A 19,486-nucleotide genomic window follows, 5' to 3' on the forward strand; every position below is an offset into this window, starting at 1 on the left:
CGTCATTGACTGGGGGTAACGCCGGCAAAGGTTCGGAGACGGGAAAATGTCTGACATCACCACGGTCGAACAGCTCGAAGCCCTCTACGGCCTGCCCGGCGAAGCGTCGACGATCAAGGAACTCGACCACGTCATTCCCGAATATGCCGCCTTCATCGAAGCCTCGCCTTTTGTCGCTCTGGCGACGAGCGGGCCGGAAGGGCTGGACTGTTCGCCGCGCGGCGATCTCGCCGGCTTTGTGCGCATGCATGACCCGAGAACGCTGATGATGCCGGACCGACGCGGCAACAACCGCGCCGATTCGCTTAAGAACATCATCCGCGATCCTCGCGTCGGGCTGCTGTTTCTTGTGCCGGGTTCGGGCACGACGCTGCGCGTCAACGGCCGCGCCCGCATCGCCACCGACGCCGCGCTTTGCGCCTCCTTCGCCGTCGAAGGCAAGCCGGCGCGCTCGGTCACCGTGGTCGATGTCGATTCGGTCTATTTCCAGTGCGCCCGCGCCATCGTTCGCTCGGAGCTGTGGAACCCGGCAAAGCACGTCGACCCGAAATCGCTGCCGACACCCGGAACAATCCTGGAAGTCACCAGCCGCAAGAATATCGATGCCGGTACTTACGACAAGGAATGGCCGGAGCGGGCGAAGAAGACGATGTGGTGAGGTGGGAGGCGCGTGGATCGAACGGCTCAGGTATCCTTCAGCACGTCATAGATCTTGCGCATCTGTTCGCCGATCATATCGCACTGTTCCGCTGTCGACTGGCTCATCGCCTTTTCGATCAGCGCCATATGCACCTTCAGCGCCTTCATCAAAAGCTCCGTGCCGGCCTCGGTAAGCGTCAGCCGCAGCACGCGTTTGTCCTTCTCATCGCCTTCGCGGCGCAGCAGGCCGCGCGCCTCGAGCTGCGGCAACAGCATGGTGATGTTGGAGCGGCCGACCAGCAGTTTGCGGGCGAGATCGTGCTGCGACATGCCGGGATGGCGATAGAGGTTCATCAGCACGTCGAGCTGCGCCGGCTTGAGATCCAGCGGCGCCAGCTTTACCGCCAGCGCACGCTCCAGCACATGGCAGGCGCGCGCCACCGCGACCCAGTTGCGAAAGCGCGGGTTGTCCCAGGGCAGCTCTTGTTTAATGTTCATGTTTGAACTATTATGTTCATGCTTGAACGGAATGGATGGATCGCCACTATGGCATCATTTGGACTGAAGGTCATCCGGGGCGTGTTCGGCGCGGCCGAGCTTGTGGCGCCGCGTCTTAGCGGGCGCGCGGCCTTCGAACTGTTCTGCCGCACGCCGAGCGTGAAGGCGCTCAGCGACGGCGAGCGGCGTGCGGTCGACCGCGCCGCCGGCTTCATGGCCGAGGCGCGCCATCATCGGCTGACGACCAAGGCCGGCTGCGTCATGGTGCACGAATTCCGGCCCGAGCCGGGCAGGGCGTCCGCCGGCACGGTGCTGGTCGTCCATGGCTGGCGTTCGCGCACGGAATATATGCGCGCTCTGATCGAAGGTTTTCGCGATGTGGGCTACCGGGTCGCCTCGCTCGACCTGCCGGGCCATGGCCAGTCGCTGGGCCGGCATCTCAACATGGTCAATGCGGTCGAGGCGGTCAGGGTCGCCAGCGAATGGTTCGGTCCGTTCAAGGCGATCGTCGGCCATTCCTTCGGTGGCGCCGTCGCCGCCAATGCCATTGCCGGTTCGATCAGGGGTATCCACCCAGTGGCGGCCGAGCGGCTGGTGCTGGTGGCCGCGCCAAGTTCCCTGCCGGCGATCTTCGCCGACTTCAGCCGCATGCTCAACGTCGGCCCGCGTTCGCAGGTTTCCATGGCCGATCAGGTGAAAAGGTTGTCGGGCCGGCCGCTGCACGAATTCACCGGCGACCGCCAATTGGCCGAAGCGCCGGTGCCGACGCTGGTCATCCATGCGCCGGACGATCGCGAAGTTCCGGCCGACCATGCCAGGCGCTACGCCGGCGCCGGCAGCCATGTGCGGCTGCACTGGGCCGATGGGCTCGGCCACCGTCGCATTCTCGCTGACAAAGGTGTCATCGAACGCGCCGTCACCTTTGTCAAAAACGAGCGCGAGCCGATACTGCATTGATTCCAATGGGTGTATTGTCGACTCCGACAACGCCGGAGCGGTGAGCTAACCGTTCTTCTTGCCGCCCGGCTCGACGGGCAATCCGGCCGACTTCCAGGCGGTATAGCCGCCAAGGATGTGCTTGACCGGCGACAGCCCCATATCCTGCGCCGTCTTGGTGGCCAGCGCCGAGCGCCAGCCGCCGGCGCAAAAGAAGACGAAGCTCTTGCCCGAGGCAAAGAACGGCTTGTGGTAGGGGCTTTCGGGATCGATCCAGAATTCCAGCATGCCGCGAGTGACATGTTTGGCGCCGGGGATCTGGCCGTCCCGCTCGATCTCGCGTGGATCGCGCAGGTCGACGAAGATGGTGTCCTCGTCGTCGAGCAGCCCGGCCGCTTCCTCGGGCGAGACCACCTCGATCTCGGCATTGGCCTCGTCGAGCAACTCGCGATACCCTTTTTTCACGGATGATCCCTCCCGGCGCATTTCGCCGCCGACTGGATTTCCAGCACAAGCTCCGCGCTTTGTCACGCTGTTCCGACCAGCCCCTGCCACGCCGCCATCGCTCCGGCCACTGTGGCCATCAGCGCTTCGCACGAGGCGCCGTCGCGGGCCTGGATCGACATGCCGTGCTGGACCGTCGCATAGAAGGTCGCCGCCGCGTTGCTGTCGAAGCCCGCCGGCAATTCGCCTTCCGCCACACCGCGTTCCAGCCGTCTCAGCAAGAGGGTGTGGTTTTCGGCGCGGCGGCGGCGCAAATCATCGCAGATCGCGCCGCTGCTTGAATCCTGGTGCAGTGCGCCCAGCGCGATGAGACAGCCCTGCGGGCGGTCGTCCTGAGAGTACGCTTTTGCCGTCTGGCGCAGGAAATTCTCGATCGCCTGGCATGCCGTCGGCGCTTCGTCCAGCGCGCTCCAGATCTCGGTGCCTTCGTTGCGGGTGTAATACTCGGTCGCTTCCAGAAACAGCGCCTCCTTGCTGCCGAAGGCGGCATAGAGGCTGGGCGAGCTGATCCCCATCGCCGCGGTCAGGTCGGCGATCGAGGTGCCCTCATAGCCTTTGGCCCAGAACAGCTCCATCGCCTGCCGCAAGGCGGCGGTTCGATCGAAGGTGCGGGGACGGCCTCTTTCCGGCATGATGATCTTTTCTGTGTTGACCGATACATAATTCACTTGACGTCGCGAGGCAAGGTTGCCAGATTTATGTATCGATCGTTATATAAAGGAGCATGACATGTCAGCGAACGGATTGAACGGCAAGGCAGCACTCGTCACCGGCGGCAGCCGCGGCATTGGTGCTGCGATTGCCAAGCGGCTCGCGGCCGATGGCGCCGACGTCGCCATCACCTATGTCAACAGTGCGGCGCCGGCCCAAGCTGTCGTCGCCGAGATTATAGCGGCAGGTGGTCGCGCGATCGCCATCCAAGCCGACAATCGCGACGCTGCCGCCATCGAAAATTCGGTCACCGAGGCGGTGAATGCCTTCGGCCGGCTCGACATCCTGGTCAACAGCGCCGGCATCTGGCGCGCGGCGCCCATCGAACAGATGTCGCTGGCCGACTTTGACGAGACCATTGAGGTCAATCTGAGAGCGCCGTTCGTGGCCTCGAAGGCGGCAGCGGCTCACATGGGCGAGGGCGGCCGCATCATTTCGATCGGCAGCAATCTGGCCGAGCGCGTCACCGACACCAGCCTCAGCGCCTATTCGACCAGCAAGGCTGCGCTGGTCGGCCTGACCAAGGCGCTGGCGCGAGACCTCGGTCCGCGCGGCATCACCGCCAACGTCGTTCATCCCGGTTCGACCGACACCGACATGAACCCGGCCCAAGGCCCGCATGCCGAACACCAGCGGCGGAAGATGGCGACGCCCCGCTTCGGCAAGGCTGACGAGATCGCCGGCATGGTTGCCTGGCTCGCCGGTCCGGAAGGGCGCTTCGTCACCGGCGCCGCGCTCACCATCGACGGTGGCGCCAACGCCTGAAGCAGCGGCCGCTTTGACCGGTCTGGGGCGGCCCCGCCGCGCCACCCGTCCCGATGTTGTGAAACCGGTCTGCAACAGGCCTGCGGAAATTTATGGAAGCTTAACGAAATCGGTATGAATCGGTATAGTAGCGCCTTACATCCGCCATGCGGTTGGCAAGATCGTCTAGCGGCGCGGAACGGGAGCCGGCTTGCAGCCGGAGCGGGTGATTAATGAAATTCCTCGGAAATAAAGCCACCGTGATGCCGCTTGCAGTGGCGGCAGCACTGGCCTTCGGTGTGCCGCAGGCAAGCGCGCAAGGCCTGTTCGACATGCTGTTCGGCGGTGGCGTCAAGCACAGGCCGCAAGGCGAATTCCCGCCGCCGCCGAAGCGCAAGCCGAAGCCCGCCGTATCGGGCGGTGGCGGCACCAGGATCAGCAGCCCGTCCTACTACACCTACAAGGCCGACCGGCTGGTGCGCGTCGACTTTACCGCATTGGTGGCAGCACCTCCCCAGGTGGCAACAGCTGAAGACGCCGCCTTTGTTCCGTCGGCGACCAGCACCGCCTTCCGCGAAGCCGTTGCAGGCCTCAGCGACTATGAACTCTATGCCGAGCCCGATATCGCCAAGGCACTGATTGCCTATTACTCTGCCAATCCTGATTTCATCTGGGTGAACGAGGGCAATCCCAATGCCCGCGCCCAGGATGCGGTGCGGGTGCTTGGCGAAGCCGCAAGCTATGGTCTCACGTCGGCCGACTACACGGTCGAGGTGCCGGCAGCCAACGCATCGGCAGTCGATGCCGACGCCCATCTGAAGGAACTCGTCCGCTTCGAGATGGCGCTGTCGGCGCGCGTACTGCGCTATGCCCGTGACGCCCAGAGCGGGCGCGTCGATCCCAATCGCATCACCGGCTACTATGAATTTCCGCCGAAGCCGGTCGACATGGAAGGCGCGCTCAAGACGCTGGCCCACACCCAGGAAGTGCGCACCTACCTCGAATCGCGGCACCCGCAGAACGCGGAATATCAGGCGCTGCGCGTCGAACTTGAATCGCTGCAGGCGAGCGCCGAAAACGAAATCGTCGTCGATCCCAAGCTGTTGCTGAAGCCCGGCGAGACCAGCGCCGAACTGCCGAAGCTGCTGACGCTGATCGCGCGCAATCTCGACGACGAGATGGGCGGCGCCTATGGCGAGATCCTGTCTCGTCTCGGCACCAGCGATGTCTATGTTCCCGAACTGGTTCCGATCATCAAGGCCGTGCAGGTGAAGGCCGGCATGAAGGGCGATGGGGTCATCGGCCCGCGCACCGTCGCCTCGCTCGCCGGCACGTCCAAGGCCGACAGGCTGCAGAAGGTGCAGGTCGCGCTGGAAGAATTGCGCTGGATGCCGTCCGATCTCGGCAGCCCGCGGGTGTTCATCAACCAGCCCGCCTTCACCGCCAGCTATATCGACAATGGCGAGGAGAAGCTGAAGACCCGCGTCGTCATCGGCCGGACCACCAACCAGACCGCCTTCTTCTTCAAGGAGATCAAGCAGGTCGATTTCCATCCCTATTGGGGCGTGCCGCAGTCGATCATCGTCAACGAGATGCTGCCAAGGCTGCGTGGCGATCCGGGCTATCTCGACCGTGCCGGCTACGAGGTGACCGACTCGCGCGGCAGGCGGGTTCCCTCTTCCTCGGTCAATTGGGGCGCCTACGGCGCCAACATTCCCTACAGCGTGCGCCAGCAGCCGAGCGAAGCCAATGCGCTGGGCGAACTGAAGATCCTGTTCCCCAACAAGCACGCCATCTACATGCACGACACGCCGCAAAAATCCTTCTTCCAGCGCGATATGCGGGCGCTCAGCCATGGCTGTATTCGCCTTCAGGATCCACGTGGGATGGCGGCGGCGGTGCTCGGCGTCTCGGTCGACGACATCGCCGAAAAGCTCAAGCACGGCCATGCCAGCGAAGACGTGACACGCACGATTCCCGTCTATGTCTCCTACTTCACTGCCTGGCCGGACCTGTCCGGCAAAGTCGAATATTTCAACGATGTCTACGACCGCGACACGCGGCTGATGCAGGCGCTGGAAGCGACTGAAGCGGTGCGCTCGCCGACGAGCTGAAACCAGCGGAGTTCCTCGTTCAACGAACGAGGAACTCACTTTGTCTCTCTGGTTTTATTAGATTTTTGGCCGATGGACGGTCGCCCGTTTCCTGCGATCAGCGCTGGATGAGCGGACGCCGGAAGCCGGCGTCGCGGCCCGCGATCAGCCAATAGACCAGACCGGCTACGAGGCCGGCGGCGGCGATGATGCCGATATCGGCCCAGCGTCCGGCATCCTCTTCCGCGGCCGGCCAGACCAGGAAAAAGCCGGCTGCAGCGGCAGCGGCGCCAAACAGCATGTGCACCAGGAAATTGCGCAGGGCAAAGAATTCGGCGAGCAGCGCGAAGATCAGCGTCTGCAGGCCGGTCAGCACGATCGTCAAGAAATAGACGACCATGCCGAGCGGCGGCCACAGCAGCACGACAATGGGCGAAAATTGCATGGCGCCGAAATAGTCCGGCGCGTTGGGCAATACGGCGAGTGCGCAATATATCGCCACGACCGCGAACAATCCGATCAGCACCGAAACGAAATAGCCGGCAAGCATCATCAGGATGCGCTTCAAAACATGCTTAACCATGGCCATGCACCCCCGTGCCCTGCAACTGTTACGCGCACTCAGCCATCAAAGGCGGATCGGCGCAAGAGTGCATCCAGCAGTGCTTTGCGGCAAATCTTCAGGCGCCGCCGCATAGATGTTGCGAATCCGGCAAAATCCATGTGCCTTTTATCGTGAGGTCGACGCCGTAATAGACCCGCCCGCGCTCGTCGCCCTGCGGACAATCCCTCGGGATCGATATCAGGCACATGACGACAGGATCGCCGGCTTTCGAACTGGCAAGGCCAGGCTCCCGCTCGTAGGAAACCCCGGCGCCGCCATTGCTGAACCGCGTCACACTGCCGGCTTCAGGACTGGCCGTTTCCAGCGGGTCGTCGCCAAGCCGCGTAGTCAGCGCCGTGATGTGGGTGAAGGCGCATTGCCCGATCGACGAGGGCAGGGGCTGGTCGGGGCTGCCTGGATGGCGGGCTGCGGTGTCGAGCGCCTTCTTGCCGATCAGGGCGATGTTGTAATCCTGCACCCAGGACGGCGCATTGCCGTAGGTCTGCAGCGCATTGTTCTGGGCGCTGACGATGCAGGCGGCATCCTGCCCGCAGGCGTTCCTGTCAGTGATGAGCGCACGGGCGATCTTGCGCTTGTCGCGGCCAAAGGCTGGCTCGAAACCCGTAAAGGCCTTGGCGACCAAGGCATCAATTGCCGACAGTTGCGGGTCGGCACAGATCGCCTTTTCCACCGGCAGGCTGGCTTTGCGGCAGTCGAAGGATGGCCCGTCGGCACGCGCTGGACCAAGGCAGACCGCCGCGCCAGCCAGTGCAACGACAAGCGCAAGCGAGTTGGCAATTCGATTGGAAGAAAGCATGGTCGCCCCGTTGTCCGACAACTGCCACCATCGTAGGCAAAAAACGCGGCGGACGGAATTGCCGAAGCGGTGCGGTATCAGCGCTATTTCGGTTCGGCTGTTACGGGATCGAAGGTGATTTCGACTTTCGCCTTGTCGGCGGTGTAATAGGTGACGGTGTACCCGTCCTTGTCCCAGTCGACCTCCTTCACATAGCGAAAGCCGTCGCGCTGCTCGACCTTGGCGATGATTGCCGACAGTTTCTGGGCATTCGTCGGCGGCAGTGGGCTGTCATCCGCGGCAAAGGCCGTCGAGCCGGCCAGAAGAACGACGACGCCGGTCGCCAGAACAAGATTTCGCATGATTACCCTCATTTCACGTTGGTATGAACCGCACCGGAAACTCGCAGGCAGCACAGTTTGTTCCGAGTGCTGACGTCGCGCAGGTTCCGTGAAGCCCTGGATCGCCGCGCTCAGAGCTACGGCACGCCAATATTTGCGCCAACCGCCGGCCAACCATGAGTGCTGCCACGGCCCGCGCTGGACAACCCGATGGTGGTAGAGCTTTGCCCAAGACCCTGCTAGACTTCTGGTCCTGGCGGGGTGGCATGGCGCGCCAACCCCGCCGGAATCTTCATCTCTCAGCGCGCGGCGAAGTGTTTCAGGAACGGGTCGTCGCCTGTGCTGGACCAGAACCAGAAAGGGAGCGGGGGCTCGAACATGGCTGTACGGAACTACACCCGTCAGCTGGCGACAATCATTTCTATCGATGCCGTCGGGTTCTCCCGGCTGATGGGCATCGACGACGAGTCTGCTGTCGCGGCATTCGAGGAACGGCGCGACATCATCGCCGACAGCTGTGGCACATTTGGCGGCCGCACGTTCGGCGACGCCGGCGACAGCATCATGGCCGAGTTCGGCAATCCGATCGAGGCGTTGCGCGCGGCCTTTGATTTCCAGGGCCGCATCGTCGCCCTCAACGCCGAGGTTGCCGACGATATGCGCATGCCGTTTCGCGCCGGCATCAACACCGGCGACGTCATCGTGCGTGGTGGCCGCCTCTACGGCGACGACGTCAACATCGCCGCGAGAATCCAGGAATTCGCGCCGGGCGACGGTCTCGCCGTTTCGGAGACGACCTGGCACCATGTGAAGGACAAGACGGCGGCCGAATTCACCGATCTCGGCGAATTCAGGCTGAAGAACATCGCCTTGCCGGTGCGCGTTCTGATCGCCGGCCGCAGCGGCAACGGATCCTCGCCGGCGGCGTCGTTCGCGGCCATTCCCCAGGCCAATGCGCAGCAGAAGCTGTCGTCCAAGGGGCCGCCGGCGATCGCCGTCCTGCCCTTCCACGCCGATGGCGGCGAGCATGACATCGGCTACATGGCCGACGGCATCGCCGAGGACATCATCTATGGTCTATCCAACACCAGATGGCTCTCGGTCATCGCCAAGGGCTCCAGCTTCCAGTTCCGCGACGACACGCTGGGCACCCGGGTGATCGGCAACGCGCTCGGCGCGCGCTACATCGTCAGCGGCACGCTGATGCGCAATGGTGGCCAGATCCGCCTCAACACCTCGCTGGCCGACGCGTCCAACGGGCGGCTGGTGTGGTCGCAGCGCTTCGATCGCGATCTGGTCGACATCTTCAACCTGCGCGACCAGATCGGCGCTGAGATTGTTTCGATCCTCGACAAGGAGGTCGACCGGGCGGAACAGGCACGCACCTTCCAGGTTCCCTGGGAAAGCCTGGAGACCTGGCAACTGGTGCGACGCGGCCGCTGGCACATGAACCGGCGCACCCGTGGCGACACCGAAACCGCACTCGAGTTCTTCCAGAAGGCGTACCGCGAGGACGCCAACTCGAGCGCCGTGCTCAATGAACTGGCGTGGTGGTATTTCTGGCGGGCATGGCTGCGTTTCGGCGACAGCGACGATTTGAACAAGGTCGAGCAGTTTGCCCGCAAGGCGTTGCTGGTGGACAGCCTGGATGCACGCCCGCACGCCCATCTCGGCGCCGTCGACATCATGCGCGGCGAACCGCGATCGGCCGTCGACCATTTCGAGGAAGCGATCCACATCAATCCGAGCTTTGCCTTCGCGCGCTCGGCCATGGGCAGCGCCCAGCTGCTGCTCGGCAATGCCGCGTCAGCGATACCGTTCTTTCTCGATACCGAGCGATTGAGCCCGTTCGACCTCTACCGCTTCCACAATCTGGGGGAACTGACGGCGGCCTACTGTTTGGTCGAGAACTGGCCGGCGGCGATCGCTGCCGCCGATCGCTCGCTCAACCTGTCTCCCGGCTATTTTTATTCCAGGTTCCTGAAGATCGGCGCGCTGATGCGAAGCGGCCGGCCGGAACAGGCGCGGCGCGAGATGACCATTTTCACCACCCGGCATCCTGATTTTTCAGAACAGCGTGTGCGCTGGATACCTTTCACCGACAAGGCCGCGAACGAGTTCCTCGTCGCCAATTTCCGACTGGCCAAATGAACATGGCGTCAATGCTGGCTGGAACATGGACCAACTGTGAAAAGATTCACATACGTGCAACCGATGCAAACCTAGGCGTTGAACGGCCGGCATCGCAATAACGTGGATAGCCGGGGGGCTTGAACGCGCATGACCGAACTGAAGTATTTCGACGCTATTCGCGCGGCCCAGAAAAACCAGCGCCCGCTGTCGGAAATGCCGCCCTTCGATCTCGGCCGGATCCGGAAGACAGGGCTGATTGCGCGCATCGTCGGGTCTCTGGCCGAAGACCCCCGCTGGGCGCTTTCCTTGTTGCGGCGTTTCCGGCCGACCGGCAAGCTCTTCGGTGTTCTCGTGGTCACCAAGAACGCCGATGTCCGCGACATATTGGAGCGCGGCGACGAATTCCAGACCCCATACGGCCCGGAAATGACCGAGCTTGCCCGGGGATCCAACTTCATCCTCGGCATGCAGGACGGCGCCGACTACCGGCGCATGAAATCGTCGGTGCTGAGTGCATTCCCGCCGGCCGAGGTCGAAGCCGCCGTCAGGCCGATCGCGGCGCGTCATTCGCAAGAGATCATGACGCGCGCCAGCCCCGGCTTCGATGCGATCTCCAAGTTGATGAAGATCGTCCCGGTGCACATCTGCCGCGATTATTTCGGCGTCGAGATCGACGATGAATCCGAATTCGCCGACTGGGCGATCGCGCTGAGTGCGCTGTTCTTTTCGGACCCGACGGCGAGCCCCGTCATGCGCGAACTCGCAGTGGTGGCGGGCGACCGTCTTCTCAAAGTCATCGATCGCTCCATCCAGTCGGCGAGGGACCGGGGCTTGAAGGCCGAGCAACCGCTGGCGAGGCTGGTTGTCCAGACGGATCAGGGCCGCCTGTCGCGGGACGACCTCAATTCGATCATGCTGGGCATGATCGCCGGCTTCGTCCCGACCAATGTGTTGGCCGCCGGCAATTGCCTCGACGTGATCCTGTCGCGGCCCGACGCACGGCAGGCTATCGATGCCGCATTGGCCGAAAACGATACCGCCAAGCTCGACAGGGCCGTCCTTGAAGCCATGCGCTTCAAGCCGATCTGGGTCGGCCCCTGGCGCTACACGGCCCGCGACGCGATCATCGGCAAGGGTACGCGCCGCGAGCGCCTGGTGAAGGCCGGCACGGTGGTGATGCCGGCGACGCTGTCGGCGATGTTCGATGCCGACGCCGTGCAGAACCCGGACCAGTTCGACACATCGCGCCCGTATCGCGACTACATGGTCTTCGGCCACGGCATTCATCAGTGCATCGGCGCCGAGATTGCCAGGATCCAGATCGGCGAAAGCCTGCGCGCCCTGTTCCAGAAGCAGGGCGTGCGCCGCATGCCCGGCAAGGCCGGGCGGATGACCCGCATCGGCGCCTATCCCGAAACGCTCAAGGTCGATTTCGAACGGGCAGAACTCTGCCGCACCGTAACGCAGTCTATGGTGACGGTGGTCTGCCCGGTCACCCGATCCGCGTCGCTGGATGCTGTCCGCGACAAGGTTGCCAGCCTCGGCAACCCGGCCGTCGAAGATATCCGCACCGCGCTCGACATTGCCGGCACCGTCCACTTCACCAGCCTGACCGTGGTCGGCACCGGCGAGATCGGCGCTGATTCCGGTCAGGAAAAAGGAGCTCTGGTTCTCGAGATTTCCGGTGACGGCAGCATCGACGATGTCATCGATGCGGTCACGCACGCCATCGGGCACCGGCTGCGGCCGATCTTCAAGGATGTCTGCGATCTGCGCGATGGCGGCGCATTGAACGATTTCCTGCGCAAGCACAATGTCGACATATCGCCGTCCTTCGGCAGCAATGCCGGACTGGTGTTTTCGGGCACGCCGGGGCACTCGGTCCAGCGTATCAAGGCCGAGCAGCAGCTTTTCGAAGCCGTGCGCGACATCGTCGAGCGGCCACGCAAAGGCGCCGGCAACGCTCCTGCCGTGCTCGCTGAAGTTCGCCAGCATGTCCAGTCATTACGGACGTTTGCCTGGGCGTTCGAGCCGGCCGAGAGCCTGCTGGAAAAGCCGCCGGGTCATTGGGGCCGTGCCCTGATGACGACGTTGCTGGTACCGCCGGTCTTCGTCACGGTGGCGATCATCTGGGCTGCTTGCTGGTATATGACCTACGGTGTGGTGTTCGGCAGATCTATCGACATCAGTTCCCAGGAAATCTCCTTCACCGCCATAGCCGTAGCAATCACCTCACTTCTGTTGTCGGGACTTGGAGTGTTGGTGGCAGCGGCGCTGCTGGCGTTTTCGTGCTTGCTGGCGCTGCGACGCCGCGAGGACAGGGATCGGCCGGAAAGCACATCGATCGGCATATCTGAATTGAACGCGATACTCGTCAAGGAGGGCCACGCGGCACAAAACCATCTGACTGCGATTTCGACGATGAAGGCCGGCATTCTGCGGCGGCTGGCGCTCAGGTTTTCCTTCTACCTGATCTCGATAGCTGCCCAGAAGGTATTCAAGCCAGGCTTCCTCAACACCATCAACACCATCCATTTCGCCCGCTGGATACTGCTGCCCGGCTCCAACCGATTGATGTTCTTCTCCAACTACGGCGGCAGCTGGGAAAGCTATCTTGAGGACTTCATCGCCAAGGCGTCCGCTGGCCTCACCGGCGTGTGGAGCAACACCGTGGGCTATCCACGCACACGATGGCTGTTCCTGGACGGCGCGCGCGACGGCGATCGTTTCAAGCGCTGGGCGCGGCGCCAGCAGGTGCCGACCCTGTTCTGGTACTCCGCCTATCCCCAAATCAACACAGAGCGCATCCGGATCAATTCCCAGGTCAGGCGCGGCATTGCTTCCGCCGTCGGCAACGAGGCGCGCGACTGGCTGAGCTTGTTCGGTTCGCTACGGCGCCCGGCGAGCGAAACAACCACCGTTCAAAAGACCACTTCGCTGCTGGCCAATATCAGCTCTGCCTTTCCGGCGCCTCTCGAGCAGCAGCTGGAAACCGGCGAGATCCAGTCCATCTTCTTCGGCCCGCTCGGCCCGCTCGCTTATTCGCATATGCTTGCGATCCGGGTGCCGGACAAGTTGCCGGCGCCCAAGCGCAGAGCCTGGCTCGATTTCGTTGTCGAGCAGACGAGTTTCGGCGAAGGCAGGCCCGCCGGGCGAGCTATGATAGTCGCCTTTGGTCCCGGTGGCCTGCGGCAGTTTGGGCTCGACGAGGGTGTGGAGGGCGATCCACTGGAAACATTTCCGATCGCCTTTCGCCATGGCATGGGCAATCCCGAGCGTGGGCGCATACTGGACGACCGAGGCCGCGACGGCCCGGACGAATGGGAGTGGGGGTCGTTGGAGAACCCTGTGGACCTGGTCATCGTCTGCTATGCTGAAGACCCGGGACGGTTGAAGACCGAGATTGCCACCGTGAGACGAAAGACGACCGGTGCAGGCATGAAGGTCGTCGCCGAACTGCCGCTCGCCGTAAACCGGGGTCCGACCGACACGAAGACGAAATCGTCCGACGGGGCAAAGCGTGACGATCGGTCGGAACGTGGGCCAGCCTACGAGCATTTCGGTTTCGCGGACGGGATTTCGCAGCCGATTGTCCGCGGCACGACCCGCGCCAGCAGGGGCGCCGCGCCCATGCATCTGGTCGCGCCCGGCGAGTTCCTGTTCGGCTATCGTGATGAGCATGGGTTCTATCCAGCCTCGCCCTCGGTAAGCGCATCACGCGATCGGACCGGAATCCTTTCGCAGGTGCGCCGTAGCCGGCTGATTCCGGGCCTGCCGCCACCGCCGCGCGATTTCGGGCGCAACGGTTCATTCCTGGTTATTCGCCAGTTCGAGCAGCACGTCGACGTCTTCAACAACTACTGCAAAAAGGCTGCAGCCTTGGTCGCGAGCCAACTCGGCAACCAAGCCATCACGCAAGACTGGATTGCCGCCAAGATGCTCGGCCGCTGGCAGAACGGTAGCTCGCTGGTGCGAAACCCCGATCATCCGGGACGCGTCATCGACAACGACTTCGCCGCTGGCGCCGAGGATCCGCAAGGCCATCGCTGCCCGCTTGGTGCCCACATTCGCCGTTCCAACCCACGCGACTCGCTGGGTGAGGACCGCGATACGCAGATCAATATCGGCAAGCGCCATCGTATCCTGCGGGTCGGCCGTACCTATGAGAAGCAGGACGGCAAGAATGGCAAGGTCGAAAAAGGGCTGCTGTTCATGTGCCTCAACGCCGACATAGAGCGCCAGTACGAATTCATTCAGCAGACCTGGGTTTCCTCGGCCACGTTCCAGGGCCTCGTCGCTGAAAAGGACCCGACGATTGGTTCGCGCAGCGGTGATGGCAGGTTCACCATTCCGTCATGGGAAAAGGTCACGACGCTCCGTGACATGCCGCAATTCGTCACCACCAAGGGTGGTGGATACTTCTTCATGCCCAGCCGCTCGGCGCTGCGCTACCTGATTTCGCGGCTCTGAGTCTTAGCCGGGGCTGATTCGGGATCGGCGTCAGTCGTCGTCCTGCGATTCGGCGATATGGCGCAGCGCCCCGGTGTCGGTGATGCGCAGGCCGCCGCGTTTGATGGCAATGAACGAGCGGTTGCGCCAGTCGTTGAGCGTCTTGTTGACGGACTCGCGCGTGGCGCCGAGGAACTCTCCGAGTTCCGATTGCGAGATCGGGATCCAGCCGGCGCTGTCGGCCATCACCTTGGCCAGGAAGACCAGGCGTTTGGCGAGCCTCGCCTCGATGCCGAAGAAGGCCTGGTCGCCGAGTTCGCCGCTGACCCAGCGCAGCCGGGCGCACAGAAGTTCGATCATCGCGCGTGCCAGCGGTGGATTTCTCTCAATGCGATCAAAGAGTTGTGTCCTGCTGAGCGAAACCAGCTCGCAAGCGGTCAGGCAGATGGCGGTGGCGGTGCGTGGCCGCCCGTCAAGCGCGCCGATCTCGCCGACGAGGCTGCGCGACAGCTCGATATTGGCCACCAGCTTCTGCCCGCCAGGCGAATAGATCGAGATTTCCACCGTGCCGCTCATCACCCCGTAGATTCGGTCGGCGGCATCTTCCTGGACGAACAGATGCTGGCCGGCGGCGTAGCGCTCGACCTTGCAGCCGCTGAACAGGATATCGAACAGCTTTGGATCGATGCGTGCCAGGCGCGGCAGATCGTTTCTGTCGTTTGGGCCGCCAAAAGCCATGTTCCAAATTCCCAATTGCCGCAATCGGCGAAGTTTAAGGGCCGAAGTCTAAGGCAAGAGTGCACCGCGTCAAAGGCCGGCGTTCATCCCTTGCGATTACGCCTTGTAAAGGCTTGGCGCAGTGGTCGCGCCCAGTGCCTGGCTCGTGCGGGGCGGAAAGCCGCCTGCACGCGCGGCGAGAGGAGCCGCGCGTGCAGGCGCCAACTGATAAAAATGGATAGGTGATAAAATTTCTGTAAAACCGAGCGGCCGCAATGGCCCTTCCACCCGTTGCGATAGGTGGGCGCAAACAGCGTGAGCGTCTGTGACGGAGATCACATACAGCATCGCTGAAATAATGCGAGCGTCATACATCGCGCGAGCGACTGCGGCAAAGAGACATGCCGACGTTGCACTCCGGTCATCTTCGACGCGAGTTGATTTGTTTCCTTGCCTGCCAGTCAGAATTGCACCAGTCTAAAATGGGGCAATACATTTCTTTTCTTCGACAGAACCTTTGAGGGCGACTATGCCGGTCAGCAGAGAGCAGCGAATCCGTCAATATCTCGATCTCGTCACCGGGGGCGAGGGGACTGAATCAGTCCTCGGCAACGTGGAGACGATGGCAGGCGGCGCTCTGGAATCCCTTGCGCCTGCGGAAGCCGGCAAGACGGAGGCGGCGTTTGAATCGGCGCGCGCTGGCATGGAGAGCCTCGCGCGGGGCGCCGAAGTCGCGCCCGAGCAGCTTTCCGATCTGGAAGCCATAATCATCCCGGAGTTGCGGCCGGTCTATGACATCAAGGATGGCACCTTTACGACGCTGACTTTCGACGGCGCTCCGACACCTGGCCATTCGCTGTGGACGAAGCTTACCAGCGAGGCCGCATTGAAGCAGCGCATCGAAGCCGCCCTGCCGGCGATCGGGCGTATCGAACTGTTGTGGGACACCAATATCCCTTACGGCGGCACGGGCTTCGTCGTCGGCCGCAACCTGCTGATGACCAACCGTCATGTGGCGCAGATATTTGCGGACGGCCTTGGCGACCGCAATGTGCAATTCATCAACGGCCGCGCCGCCGGCATCGACTTCAAGCGCGATTCGGCGGCAGGAAACGTCTTCAAGATCCGCAATGTCCGGATGATCCATCCCTATTGGGACATGGCGATTCTCGAAGTCGAAGGCCTGCCCGACAACATCACGCCGCTGTCGCTCGCGGTCGCCGACGCGCGCGATATGCTGCGCCAGGAAGTCGTCGCCATCGGCTATCCGGCGTTCGACAATCGCAACGCGGTCGATGTCCAGAACGAGCTCATGCGCAATCGTTTCCAGGTCAAGCGCCTGCAACCGGGCATGCTGCAGGGCGGCTTCGATACGGAGAGTTTCGGCAAGATCGTCAGCGCGGCGACACATGATTGCTCGACCACTGGCGGCAACTCCGGCACCGCCATGATCAACCTCGCCACCGGCGAGGTCGTGGCGCTGCATTTTGCCGGCCGCTATCTCGAGCGCAACTACGCCGTGCCCACCGGCGCGCTCGCCAAGGACCAGCGTGTCGTCGACCTCGGCCTCAATTTCGCCGGCGCCGCCAGCGGCGGCCCCAACGATTGGGGCGCATGGTGGAACAAGGCGGACAGTGGGTCGCCGGCCGAGGGCGTAAACCTGGTTGAAGTCGGCGGCGCCCAGCAGATCCCGGGCGTCGCCACCCAGACGCCTCCATCCGGAGGCGTCGTCGTTTCGCCGGGCGGCAGCGTCACCTTCGAAGTGCCGTTGCGCATCACCGTCTCGCTCGGCGCAACGCCTGGCCATGAAGCGGTCACGGAATCGGTCGAACTGGAAGCGGCCAAGCCGACCCCTCCAGGCGGCGCATTCGTTCCCAAAACGGTCGCGGACTATGCCGGCTATAAGGGCTACGACGAAAAATTCCTGTCCGGCGGCACCAAGCTCGCGCCCGTCGTGGTGCCGATGCCGGAGGCCACCGACCTGTCCGTGCTGGCGCAGCTCAAGGCAGGGGGCACGCGGCTAGATTACCAGAATTTTTCACTCAAGATGCACGCCAAGCGGCGGCTGGCGCTGTTCACCGCCTCCAACGTCACCGAGGAGAGCAATCTGCGCGAGCCGGAAAAGGGCCGCAACTATTCGCGTGGCGGCCTGTTCAGCGAGCGCTGGTTCCCGGATCTGCGGCTCGACGACAAGTATCAGATCCCCGATGTCTTCTACACCCAGGATCAGGGCGCCTTCGACAAGGGCCATATCGTCAGGCGCGATGACGTGGCCTGGGGCAGCACCTTCGAGCTGCTGCTCAGGGGCAATGTCTGCTCCTTCCATGTCACCAACTGCTCGCCCCAGGTCGAAGGCTACAACCGCTCCGACAGCGGCGAGAAGAACTGGGGCGATCTTGAGAACCACGTCCTGTCGGAGGCGGCGAGCGAGCGGCTTTGCGTCTTCGCCGGGCCGGTCCTCGCCGAAGACGACCGGACCTTTGCCGGCAAGGGTCCCAAAGGCACCAGTCTTCGCGCGCTAGTGCCGCGCCGCTTCTGGAAGGTGGTGGTCGCCCACGTCAGTGACGGCATCGCCAGCTACGGCTTCGTGCTCGAACAGGATCTGTCGGACACGCAGCTTGAGTTTGCCGTCTCCGACGAGTTCATCGGCGCCATGTACCCGCTGACCGAAATCTCCGAAATGACCGGCGTCAGCTTCGACCAGTCGCTGGTCGATGCCGACCAGTACGAAACGGTTCGCGGCACCGAAATTGCCATGCGGGCGGGATCACGGAGACGAAAGAAGAAGGCTTAGGCTCGCGCGGCGCTGCGATGCCTTGCAGGGAACACCATGACCGAATGGACGCAATCCAAGCCGACCTCCCTGCTGCCGGCCACGCGCCCCCGAGCGGTACCAATTAGCGCCAACACAGCGGAGATCTGGATCAGCACATAGCTGACGGCGAGCCGGGCACCGGAAAGAAGTCGTTCGTCAAAAAGCCGTGATGCAGCGCTTCAAGATAGCGGCAATAATACGGGCTGGTTTTCATTCGGGGTTTTTACATGCGCACACGTCACGCCATCATGCTTGCACTTTCCGTGCTTTCCATTCCTGCCGTCTCCATCCCGGCGCAGAAGGCACGAGCGCTGGAGCCTGAAAAATACACGGTCTACTGCGCCAACGATCACATCGAGGTTTCGTTCTGGGATCTCGAGCAGATGAAGGTGCGGAACGGATCCGATGTATGCCAGTTCCAGAGCTACACGAGCTACTCAAGCGCGTTGAACTTTGCGCAGAAGAATTTTGGTGGGGAAGGGGCGAGTTGCAGCTGCTAGGAGTGCTGGCTTGGAGTGTGCTGTTCCGGGAAAGAAAATGGTGGGCGATGCAGGGATTGAACCTGCGACCCCACCCGTGTGAAGGGTGTGCTCTCCCGCTGAGCTAATCGCCCGCTCGTTGCCCGAAGGCCAAGCGAGCCGCGATATAAGGGAGGCAGGGTTGTGAAGTCAAGGCGATGCGCCCGCCTTCTATGCCTGAAATAGGCGAGGGCAGGCGCTGCCGCGCACTCGCCCGTTTCGTTCAGCCGGTCGCCGCAGCAATCAGCCGTTCCGCCAGGTCGAGCGTCAGCGCGTCGAAATGCGAAATCACCGCCGACGGCTCGAATTCCCTGACATGGCGGTCGGTGTAGCCGAAATCGACGGCAACCACGGGAATGCCGGCGGCCTTGGCCGTGTCGATGTCGGTCTGCGAATCGCCGACCATCAGCGCATGGTGCGGGTCACCGCCGGCGAGCCTGATGGTTTCGGTGAGATGGCGCGGGTCGGGCTTGCGGAAGGCGAACGTGTCCTGGCCGGCGATCGCGGCGAAATGCTTTGTCAGGCCGAGCGCCTCGATCAGCGCTTTCGAATTCGCCTCGTATTTGTTGGTGCAGATGGCAAGCAGATAGCCGGCCGCCTCGAAACGGGCGATCGCCTCGACCACGCCGGGGTAGGGGCGCGACTTGCCGGGAATGTTGACCGTGTAGTGATCGAGGAACAGTTTCAGCAGCCGGTCGTGCTCGTCCACTGCCAACGACTTCTGCTGCGCGGTATGCGCGCGCTCGATCATCACCCGTCCGCCCTGGCCGACAAAACGCCGGAAGCCGGCCTCGTCGACAGCGGCAAGCTCGCTGGCGGCAAGGCTGTGGTTCAGGCTATCGAGCAGGTCCGGCGCAGTGTCGATCAGCGTCCCGTCGAGGTCGAACACGATGATCGGTTGGGTCATGGCCTATCCTGTGGCTGATGCATTGCAGGCAGGCGATAGCGGCTGCGCTTCTTTCAGGCAAGCCGGTGCGAGCCAAAGTCT

Annotated in this window: 16 protein-coding genes and 1 tRNA gene; 8 read left to right on the forward strand and 9 right to left on the reverse strand. The window is 63.0% G+C overall.

Annotated elements, in window-relative coordinates:
* Positions 1-46: 46 nt before the first annotated feature.
* Positions 47-658 (forward strand): pyridoxamine 5'-phosphate oxidase family protein, encoded by a 612-nt coding sequence (locus tag NKI06_RS15650; protein WP_023726591.1) that lies wholly within the window; start codon positions 47-49, stop codon positions 656-658.
* Positions 659-684: 26 nt separating this feature from the next.
* Here the strand turns inward: NKI06_RS15650 and NKI06_RS15655 are convergent, their stop codons facing one another.
* Positions 685-1,137 carry a MarR family winged helix-turn-helix transcriptional regulator gene (locus tag NKI06_RS15655; RefSeq protein WP_023668997.1) on the reverse strand — a complete coding sequence of 151 codons (453 nt, stop codon included), beginning with the start codon at positions 1,135-1,137 and terminating at the stop codon, positions 685-687.
* Positions 1,138-1,185: 48 nt separating this feature from the next.
* On the opposite strand from NKI06_RS15655, the gene NKI06_RS15660 reads away from it, so the two are divergent.
* On the forward strand, positions 1,186-2,094 hold the full coding sequence (locus NKI06_RS15660; RefSeq protein WP_352597224.1) for an alpha/beta hydrolase: 909 nt from the start codon (positions 1,186-1,188) through the stop codon (positions 2,092-2,094).
* A 45-nt stretch (positions 2,095-2,139) separates the two neighbouring features.
* Here the strand turns inward: NKI06_RS15660 and NKI06_RS15665 are convergent, their stop codons facing one another.
* Positions 2,140-2,538 (reverse strand): rhodanese-like domain-containing protein, encoded by a 399-nt coding sequence (locus NKI06_RS15665; RefSeq protein ID WP_023690747.1) that lies wholly within the window; start codon positions 2,536-2,538, stop codon positions 2,140-2,142.
* A 62-nt stretch (positions 2,539-2,600) separates the two neighbouring features.
* A complete protein-coding gene (locus NKI06_RS15670) occupies positions 2,601-3,209 on the reverse strand; it encodes a TetR/AcrR family transcriptional regulator (protein ID WP_023710494.1) in 609 nt (202 codons plus the stop codon).
* 97 nt (positions 3,210-3,306) lie between these two features.
* Here NKI06_RS15670 and NKI06_RS15675 point away from each other — a divergent pair, with 97 nt between their 5' ends.
* Both NKI06_RS15675 and NKI06_RS15680 read left to right on the forward strand, forming a co-directional pair.
* Positions 3,307-4,053, forward strand: a complete 747-nt coding sequence (locus NKI06_RS15675) for a 3-oxoacyl-ACP reductase family protein (RefSeq protein ID WP_023734707.1) — start codon at positions 3,307-3,309, stop codon at positions 4,051-4,053.
* 212 nt (positions 4,054-4,265) lie between these two features.
* Positions 4,266-6,146 carry a L,D-transpeptidase family protein gene (locus tag NKI06_RS15680; protein WP_023688498.1) on the forward strand — a complete coding sequence of 627 codons (1,881 nt, stop codon included), beginning with the start codon at positions 4,266-4,268 and terminating at the stop codon, positions 6,144-6,146.
* A 97-nt stretch (positions 6,147-6,243) separates the two neighbouring features.
* On the opposite strand, the gene NKI06_RS15685 is transcribed toward NKI06_RS15680, so the two are convergent.
* The 3 genes from NKI06_RS15685 to NKI06_RS15695 form a co-directional block, all read right to left on the reverse strand.
* The gene (locus NKI06_RS15685; protein ID WP_023668992.1) at positions 6,244-6,714 is read right to left on the reverse strand and encodes a hypothetical protein; all 471 of its coding nucleotides are present in this window, start codon (positions 6,712-6,714) and stop codon (positions 6,244-6,246) included.
* Between the two features lie 91 nt (positions 6,715-6,805).
* Positions 6,806-7,546 carry a lysozyme inhibitor LprI family protein gene (locus tag NKI06_RS15690; protein ID WP_023710496.1) on the reverse strand — a complete coding sequence of 247 codons (741 nt, stop codon included), beginning with the start codon at positions 7,544-7,546 and terminating at the stop codon, positions 6,806-6,808.
* 83 nt (positions 7,547-7,629) lie between these two features.
* Complete coding sequence (locus NKI06_RS15695) at positions 7,630-7,887, reverse strand: PepSY domain-containing protein (protein WP_023668990.1); 258 nt, start codon at positions 7,885-7,887, stop codon at positions 7,630-7,632.
* Positions 7,888-8,244: 357 nt separating this feature from the next.
* Here NKI06_RS15695 and NKI06_RS15700 point away from each other — a divergent pair, with 357 nt between their 5' ends.
* Both NKI06_RS15700 and NKI06_RS15705 read left to right on the forward strand, forming a co-directional pair.
* Complete coding sequence (locus NKI06_RS15700) at positions 8,245-10,017, forward strand: adenylate/guanylate cyclase domain-containing protein (protein WP_023668989.1); 1,773 nt, start codon at positions 8,245-8,247, stop codon at positions 10,015-10,017.
* A gap of 129 nt (positions 10,018-10,146) precedes the next feature.
* Positions 10,147-14,469 carry a cytochrome P450 gene (locus tag NKI06_RS15705; protein ID WP_023668988.1) on the forward strand — a complete coding sequence of 1,441 codons (4,323 nt, stop codon included), beginning with the start codon at positions 10,147-10,149 and terminating at the stop codon, positions 14,467-14,469.
* Positions 14,470-14,499: 30 nt separating this feature from the next.
* Here NKI06_RS15705 and NKI06_RS15710 read toward each other — a convergent pair whose 3' ends face one another.
* Positions 14,500-15,186 carry a Crp/Fnr family transcriptional regulator gene (locus tag NKI06_RS15710; protein ID WP_023668987.1) on the reverse strand — a complete coding sequence of 229 codons (687 nt, stop codon included), beginning with the start codon at positions 15,184-15,186 and terminating at the stop codon, positions 14,500-14,502.
* A 508-nt stretch (positions 15,187-15,694) separates the two neighbouring features.
* On the opposite strand from NKI06_RS15710, the gene NKI06_RS15715 reads away from it, so the two are divergent.
* On the forward strand, positions 15,695-17,959 hold the full coding sequence (locus NKI06_RS15715) for a DNA/RNA non-specific endonuclease (protein ID WP_352986100.1): 2,265 nt from the start codon (positions 15,695-15,697) through the stop codon (positions 17,957-17,959).
* Positions 17,960-18,207: 248 nt separating this feature from the next.
* A complete protein-coding gene (locus NKI06_RS15720) occupies positions 18,208-18,480 on the forward strand; it encodes a hypothetical protein (protein WP_023706833.1) in 273 nt (90 codons plus the stop codon).
* A gap of 38 nt (positions 18,481-18,518) precedes the next feature.
* Here the strand turns inward: NKI06_RS15720 and NKI06_RS15725 are convergent.
* Together NKI06_RS15725 and NKI06_RS15730 are read right to left on the reverse strand one after the other, a co-directional pair.
* Positions 18,519-18,593 (reverse strand) — tRNA-Val (locus NKI06_RS15725).
* A 128-nt stretch (positions 18,594-18,721) separates the two neighbouring features.
* The gene (locus NKI06_RS15730; RefSeq protein WP_352654778.1) at positions 18,722-19,405 is read right to left on the reverse strand and encodes a phosphoglycolate phosphatase; all 684 of its coding nucleotides are present in this window, start codon (positions 19,403-19,405) and stop codon (positions 18,722-18,724) included.
* Positions 19,406-19,486: the final 81 nt, after the last annotated feature.

Source organism: Mesorhizobium sp. M0772 (genome assembly GCF_040320135.1).
In the GTDB taxonomy this organism is placed as follows: Bacteria; Pseudomonadota; Alphaproteobacteria; order Rhizobiales; family Rhizobiaceae; genus Mesorhizobium.

Excerpts from the sequence above, each read along its gene's own strand:
- NKI06_RS15650 (WP_023726591.1), top strand. The coding sequence starts at position 47 with ATGTCTGACATCACCACGGTCGAACAGCTCGAAGCCCTCTACGGCCTG.
- NKI06_RS15655 (WP_023668997.1), bottom strand. The coding sequence starts at position 1,137 with ATGAACATTAAACAAGAGCTGCCCTGGGACAACCCGCGCTTTCGCAAC.
- NKI06_RS15660 (WP_352597224.1), top strand. The coding sequence starts at position 1,186 with ATGGCATCATTTGGACTGAAGGTCATCCGGGGCGTGTTCGGCGCGGCC.
- NKI06_RS15670 (WP_023710494.1), bottom strand. The coding sequence starts at position 3,209 with ATGCCGGAAAGAGGCCGTCCCCGCACCTTCGATCGAACCGCCGCCTTG.
- NKI06_RS15675 (WP_023734707.1), top strand. The coding sequence starts at position 3,307 with ATGTCAGCGAACGGATTGAACGGCAAGGCAGCACTCGTCACCGGCGGC.
- NKI06_RS15680 (WP_023688498.1), top strand. The coding sequence starts at position 4,266 with ATGAAATTCCTCGGAAATAAAGCCACCGTGATGCCGCTTGCAGTGGCG.
- NKI06_RS15685 (WP_023668992.1), bottom strand. The coding sequence starts at position 6,714 with ATGGCCATGGTTAAGCATGTTTTGAAGCGCATCCTGATGATGCTTGCC.
- NKI06_RS15690 (WP_023710496.1), bottom strand. The coding sequence starts at position 7,546 with ATGCTTTCTTCCAATCGAATTGCCAACTCGCTTGCGCTTGTCGTTGCA.
- NKI06_RS15695 (WP_023668990.1), bottom strand. The coding sequence starts at position 7,887 with ATGCGAAATCTTGTTCTGGCGACCGGCGTCGTCGTTCTTCTGGCCGGC.
- NKI06_RS15700 (WP_023668989.1), top strand. The coding sequence starts at position 8,245 with ATGGCTGTACGGAACTACACCCGTCAGCTGGCGACAATCATTTCTATC.
- NKI06_RS15705 (WP_023668988.1), top strand. The coding sequence starts at position 10,147 with ATGACCGAACTGAAGTATTTCGACGCTATTCGCGCGGCCCAGAAAAAC.
- NKI06_RS15710 (WP_023668987.1), bottom strand. The coding sequence starts at position 15,186 with ATGGCTTTTGGCGGCCCAAACGACAGAAACGATCTGCCGCGCCTGGCA.
- NKI06_RS15715 (WP_352986100.1), top strand. The coding sequence starts at position 15,695 with ATGCCGGTCAGCAGAGAGCAGCGAATCCGTCAATATCTCGATCTCGTC.
- NKI06_RS15720 (WP_023706833.1), top strand. The coding sequence starts at position 18,208 with ATGCGCACACGTCACGCCATCATGCTTGCACTTTCCGTGCTTTCCATT.
- NKI06_RS15730 (WP_352654778.1), bottom strand. The coding sequence starts at position 19,405 with ATGACCCAACCGATCATCGTGTTCGACCTCGACGGGACGCTGATCGAC.